Origin of the sequence: Sphingopyxis sp. (genome assembly GCF_035565275.1) — a bacterium.
GTDB lineage: Bacteria > Pseudomonadota > Alphaproteobacteria > Sphingomonadales > Sphingomonadaceae > Sphingopyxis.
Genome location: NZ_DATMST010000304.1, coordinates 1 through 5,670, shown reverse-complemented (window position 1 = coordinate 5,670; position 5,670 = coordinate 1). Strand labels below are relative to the sequence as shown.

General features: G+C 64.0%; 7 protein-coding genes and 1 tRNA gene. All 8 read right to left on the bottom strand.

The window, feature by feature from the left end; genetic code table 11:
* Nucleotides 1-15: 15 nt before the first annotated feature.
* On the bottom strand, nucleotides 16-201 hold the full coding sequence (locus tag VN047_RS20110; RefSeq protein WP_325545844.1) for a hypothetical protein: 186 nt from the start codon (nucleotides 199-201) through the stop codon (nucleotides 16-18).
* A gap of 2 nt (nucleotides 202-203) precedes the next feature.
* Complete coding sequence (gene ccmC, locus VN047_RS20105) at nucleotides 204-938, bottom strand: heme ABC transporter permease CcmC (RefSeq protein WP_325545842.1); 735 nt, start codon at nucleotides 936-938, stop codon at nucleotides 204-206.
* A 248-nt stretch (nucleotides 939-1,186) separates the two neighbouring features.
* Nucleotides 1,187-1,263, bottom strand: a tRNA-Met gene (locus VN047_RS20100).
* Between the two features lie 62 nt (nucleotides 1,264-1,325).
* Nucleotides 1,326-1,811: a 2'-5' RNA ligase family protein gene (locus VN047_RS20095; RefSeq protein WP_325545847.1), complete on the bottom strand. Its 486-nt coding sequence runs from the start codon at nucleotides 1,809-1,811 to the stop codon at nucleotides 1,326-1,328.
* Nucleotides 1,812-2,019: 208 nt separating this feature from the next.
* On the bottom strand, nucleotides 2,020-2,772 hold the full coding sequence (locus VN047_RS20090) for an alpha/beta hydrolase (protein WP_325545840.1): 753 nt from the start codon (nucleotides 2,770-2,772) through the stop codon (nucleotides 2,020-2,022).
* Between the two features lie 28 nt (nucleotides 2,773-2,800).
* On the bottom strand, nucleotides 2,801-3,721 hold the full coding sequence (mltG, locus tag VN047_RS20085; RefSeq protein WP_325545845.1) for an endolytic transglycosylase MltG: 921 nt from the start codon (nucleotides 3,719-3,721) through the stop codon (nucleotides 2,801-2,803).
* A 215-nt stretch (nucleotides 3,722-3,936) separates the two neighbouring features.
* Nucleotides 3,937-5,196 carry a beta-ketoacyl-ACP synthase II gene (fabF, locus tag VN047_RS20080; RefSeq protein WP_325545838.1) on the bottom strand — a complete coding sequence of 420 codons (1,260 nt, stop codon included), beginning with the start codon at nucleotides 5,194-5,196 and terminating at the stop codon, nucleotides 3,937-3,939.
* Nucleotides 5,197-5,366: 170 nt separating this feature from the next.
* Entirely contained in the window at nucleotides 5,367-5,603 is a 237-nt protein-coding gene (locus VN047_RS20075; protein ID WP_003039428.1) for an acyl carrier protein, read from the bottom strand.
* Nucleotides 5,604-5,670 lie beyond the last annotated feature (67 nt).

The following is a 5,670-nucleotide window of genomic DNA, read 5'->3' as shown; positions in this document are numbered from 1 at the left end:
GTTGATGCTTCGCCTTCATTTGCGGTCCCCGCGCGGCGTCCCGCCGCGCCTGCTGTCGGCGCGCAGCGCGTCGCTGCGTTTTTCGGCTTTCGCCATCGCGCGCCAGTTCGTCCACAGCACCGCGCCGGTCAGTACGACCGTCAGCCCATAGGCCGCGGCCACGAAAGCCCATTGCCCGCCCCCGGTTATGACCCCCGTCACGTTCAGATCCCCTCGTCGTCGGCGAGCCGCCGCAGCCGCGCCGCGACACGGTTGTCGGCAATGATCCGCCGCATCCGCATCAGCACGATGGCCCCGAATAGCAGCGAAAAGCCGAGCAAGGTCAAGCCCAAAGGCCAGAGCAGTGCAGTGTCGATCGACGAACCGCGCAGGGTAATGCTGGGCCCTTGGTGCAGGCTGTTCCACCACACGACGCTGCGGTTGATGATCGGGATGTTGATCGCCCCGACGAGTGCGTAAATGGCGGCGCCGCGCGACAGCGACCCGCCCTGCCTTTGCCCGTCATCGCCGCTCGTAAGCGCGATGAAGCCAGCATAAAGAAACAGGAGAACAAGCATCGATGTCATCCGGCCGTCCCATTCCCACCAGGTGCCCCACGTCGGGCGGCCCCAGATCGAACCGGTGGCAAGGCAGAGCGCGGTGAACAGCATCCCCGGCACCGCGATCGCGCGCGCGGCGATGCCCGACAAGGGATGGCGCCAGACCAGCTGGATCAGCCCCGAAATGGCGAGCGCGGTCCAGCCGCCCATGCCGAGCCACGCCGACGGCACATGAACGTACAGGATGCGCGCGGTTTCGCCCTGCCTGTAATCGCCCGGTACTTGCGTCAGTCCGGCCCAGATTCCACCGAGCAGCAACAACAGGCCGGCGCCGAGCAACCAAGGCGTCAGCGGCCTGGCGATCGCCAGAAATCGGGTGGGGTTGGCATAGGCGTGCATCGCGCGCGAAGCCTTAGGCGAGGCCGCCGCGCCGGTCCAGCATTATGGCCCGCCAGTCCCTTTGGTGCGAAAGCGGGAATCAGGCTGGCTGGCAGGCGACCGGTTGCGGAGTTCCCTTCTCTCCTCCCTACGAGGGTGGGGGAATGATTGGAAGCCATCCCATTTCGGCCATTCAGCCATTCGGAACAACGAGCAGGAAGTTTTTCGGAAGTTCGTTGTACCGGAAACGGCAAAAAACATGGTTTCTCTGGTAGCGGAGGAGGGACTCGAACCCCCGACACGCGGATTATGATTCCGCTGCTCTAACCTGCTGAGCTACTCCGCCCCGAAAGGCCGCCGCATCCGGGCGAGCCGCGCCTATAAGCAGGCCGTCGGCGCTGGTCAACATCATGTACGCATTCCGCGAAAATTGCGGGCAAAGGCCGGCTCCCACGGTCCGCCGCGGTAAAAATGGGCGGCAAGGCCGGTGATCGACAGCGGGCGCGGCCGAAAATCGGCGGCGAGCTCGGCGAGTAGCTCCCGCGCCGTTTTCGGTGCGACCTTGTTCTGGACGGTGATGTGAAGCCGCGGCGTTCCCCGGTCCTGCGCGGTGAGCATTCCCGCGAAATGATCGGCAATGTCGGCACGGATGGCGAGAAGGTCGGGGCTGTCGATGCGAAAGGCGACGCCTTCGCCAAGCGAATAGACCTCGCGGAGACGGGCGGCCGGCGGCGCGCTGTCGCCCGCGATACGGCGGATCAATCCTTCGAGCTCGTCAAGACACGATGGCGGTAGCTGGTGAAACAGGGTGATATGCGCGGTGAGATGGTTCCGCCCGGGCGGGAAATGCGCCATGCGCAATGCGTCGAAAGCGCGCTGGTCCGCCGCGCCCATCGTCGCGGTCACGATGATGGGCACGGCGCCAGGGAGCCGGACGGGAGGGGGGCTATCCGGGCCGCTGTCGTCGAGGCCGGCACGGCGCGGCGGCGTACCGCCTGCGCCCGGGGGGACTACCTGCCTCGAGTTCCTCTTCAATGGACCTTCACCTCCATGCGATCCAATCGATTAATTGGGTCAGAATGATCGCCGGCTTCGATGAGCGCTACACGGCGCTCCAGAACGCCTTCAGCGCCACGGCGACCTCTTCTGGCCGCTCGGCGATTGCCCAATGTCCCGCGCCCTCGATGACCGTCAGCGGCGTGCCGGTATTCGCAGCGAAACGCTGCCCCACCGACAGTTCGACATAGGGATCGCCCGCACCCCAGATCAGCGCGCCGGTCGCGGGCAGCTTGTCGATATCACGCGCCCAGTCGTGCTCGAAACTCAAACCCTTTGCCGAGCGATAGAGTTTGAGGATAGCCCGGCGCTTGTCCTTCATCGCCCATTGCACGGCCTCCTCCTCGGCAATGTCGCGGGGCATGCCCTGCGCCGCCAGCCCCGCGGCGAGCTTCGCCGGCTTGCTCAATGCCATGAAGAGTTCGCCGAGCACCGGAGTGTTCCAGATGCGCGCGAGACGGTGGCCGCGATAATCCGGATCGATCACGGCGTTCGAAATTGCCCAGCTGCGGATGAGATCTGGCCGCAGCATCGCGACACGCTGCGCGATCAACGCGCCCCAGTCGTGCCCGACGATGTCGATCGGGCCATGTGCCGCGAACAGGGTTTCGGCCTGCCCCACCGCCCAGTCGGCGTAGGAGTCCTTGGTGGCGGGGAAAGCTTGCGGAAGCGGCGCGGTGAAGCCGGGGAGCGCAGGCACCGCGACGGGCGTATCGCGAAGATCGAGCGCGGCGAGCAAGGGGCGCCAGATCGCCGGGCTGTCGGGGACGCCGTGGATGAAAAGCTTTGCGGTCGTCATCACTTATCCCCTGCCGGCGTCGTCGCCCCTATTCCATCTCCCCGCGGTCGCGCCGCAGCTGATACCATTTCTGCACATTGGCATTATGTTCGGCGAGGGTGCGCGCGAAAATGTGGCCGCCGTCGCCCTTCGCAACGAAGAAGAGATAATCATTCGCCTCGGGATCGAGCACCGCGGCGATCGAAGCCTTGCCGGGGTTCGCGATCGGTCCCTTGGGCAGGCCGATCATCGAATAGGTGTTATAATCGTTCACCGCGGCGATTTCGGAGCGCAGGATGCGGCGGCCCAGCGGTTTTCCCTTGGTGATCGGATAGATAATCGTTGGATCGGCTTGCAGCCGCATGCCGACCGCGAGCCGGTTGGTATAGACCCCCGCGACGGTGCGGCGTTCGGCGGCGACGCCGGTTTCCTTTTCGACGATCGAGGCAAGCGCCATCGCCTGATTGCGATCCTTGACGGCGGTGCGCGGCGTGCGCTTCGCCCAAAGCTCGCCGAACGCCTTGTCCATCGCCGCCTGCATACGCTTGACGACGGCCGCGCGGCTCTCGCCGGTGGTAAAGGCATAGCTGTCGGGCAGGATGCTGCCCTCGGCGGGAACGGGGATTTCACCCTTGAGCCGCTTTTCGGCCATCAGGCGTTCCCACACCATGATCGAGGGCATGCCTTCGGGGATCATGACCATGCGCTGGATCGTCTTGCCCGACTGGAAAAGCGCGAGGATGTCGCCCGCGTCCATCCCCTTGTCGATCTTGTACTCGCCGGGCTTGATCGGATCGTCCGAGCCGAAGAAGCGCGCCTCGTTGCGGAAACTCGATGCCGAGACCAGCCCGGCTTCTTCGAGGATTTCGCCCGCCTTCGCGATGCTCGCGCCGGGCGGAACAACGATTTCGGCATCCCTGGGCGCGCCGCCCGAGCAGGCGGCAAGCAGCGGGGCCAGGATCGCGATCATGAGCCAGCGAAACGGATGCACTCTCTTCTCCCATTCGGCGCTCAAGGAGACAAAAGATACGCACGCACGCGTCCAGAATGTCTCCTTTGTCGCTTTAGGCCGGGACCTGCGACAAGGTGATAGAGCATGGCAACGCAATGTAGGAAAGGGGTTTAACGCGCCCCTTTACTTCGTCACTCACGCTTTCACGCGAATGACGAAGTTCGGGACTTGGCTCAGTCGACCGCCTTGACGATGACGCTAGCGTTGGTGCCGCCGAAACCGAAGCTGTTGTTGAGCGCGGCTTTCACTTCGCGCTTCTTGGCCTTGTGCGGGACCAGGTCGACGCCTTCGGTACCCTCGTCAGGATTGTCGAGGTTGAGCGTCGGCGGGACGATCTGGTCGCGGATCGCGAGGATGCAGAAGATCGTCTCGACCGCGCCGGCGCCGCCGAGCAGGTGGCCGATGGCCGACTTGGTCGAGCTCATCGACACATTGGCGATTTCGTTGCCGAACAGGCGCTTCACCGCGCCAAGCTCGATCGTGTCGGCCATCGTCGACGTGCCGTGCGCGTTGATATAATCGATGTCGGCCGGGGTCATGCCCGCTTTCTTGAGCGCCATTTCCATCGAGCGGAACGCGCCCGAACCCTCGGGGTGCGGCGCGGTGACATGATAGGCGTCGCCCGACAGGCCGTAGCCGACGACTTCGGCATAGATTTTCGCACCGCGCGCCTTGGCATGCTCATATTCCTCGAGCACGACAACCCCCGCGCCCTCGCCCATGACGAAACCGTCGCGGTCCTTGTCATAGGGGCGGCTCGCCGCTTCGGGGCGGTCGTTGTAGCTCATGTTGAGCGCGCGCGCCTGCGCGAAGCCCGCAATGCCGATCGGGCAGATCGTCGCTTCGGCACCGCCCGCGAGCATGATGTCGGCATCGTCGTCACGGATCATCCGCGCGGCGTCGCCGATCGAATGCGCGCCGGTCGAGCAGGCGGTGACGACCGCATGGTTGGGCCCTTGCAGTCCGTATTTGATGCTGACCTGGCCCGAGATCAGGTTGATCAGGCGGCCGTGGACGAAGTGCGGGCTGACACGTCCGGGGCCTTTTTCGGCGAGCAGCAGGCTCTCGCTTTCGATTCCTGGCAGACCGCCGATACCCGACCCGATCGAGCAGCCGGCGCGCAGCTTCATTTCGTCGGACATATCCTCGAGGCCCGCGTCCTCGATCGCCTGCCCGGCGGCATCGATGCCATAGATGATGAAGGGGTCGACCTGCCGCTGCACCTTGTGATCGACACGCTTGCCGGGATCGAAACCATATTCATGATCGGGTCCCTTGACCTCGCACGCGATCGTGCATTTCTGGTCCGACGCGTCGAAATGGGTGATCGTGCCCGCGCCCGACTTGCTCGCAAGCAAATTTGCCCATGTGGTTTCCACATCGGCGCCCAGCGGCGTCACCAAACCCAAACCCGTCACCACAACCCGGCGCATAGTCGTTCCTTTCATCGGCCCCTGCCCCCGCGGGGTGCCGCATCATTTCAAAAAACGCATATCCATAAAAAAAAGCTTCCCGGCCACTGCGCGCGAACGCTCGGGACCGGGAAGCCGGAAACGCGTGGGCGGCGTCGCCGCCGCGTCCGGCATGGCCGGACAACAGGAGCTTAGCCCTTGTTCGCTTCGATATAGTCGATCGCATCCTTGACGGTGGCAATCTTTTCCGCCGCATCGTCGGGAATTTCGACGCCGAATTCTTCTTCGAACGCCATCACCAGTTCGACGATGTCGAGGCTGTCGGCGCCCAGATCGTCGATGAAGCTTGCTTCCTCGGTGACCTTGTCGGCTTCGACGCCCAGATGTTCGACGACGATCTTTTTAACCTTTTCGGCCGAATCGCTCATGCACAGTTCCTTTTTTCTGACTATGTCGTGAATGTTGAAAATTGCCCTAGTGCCCGTGGGCGGGGCT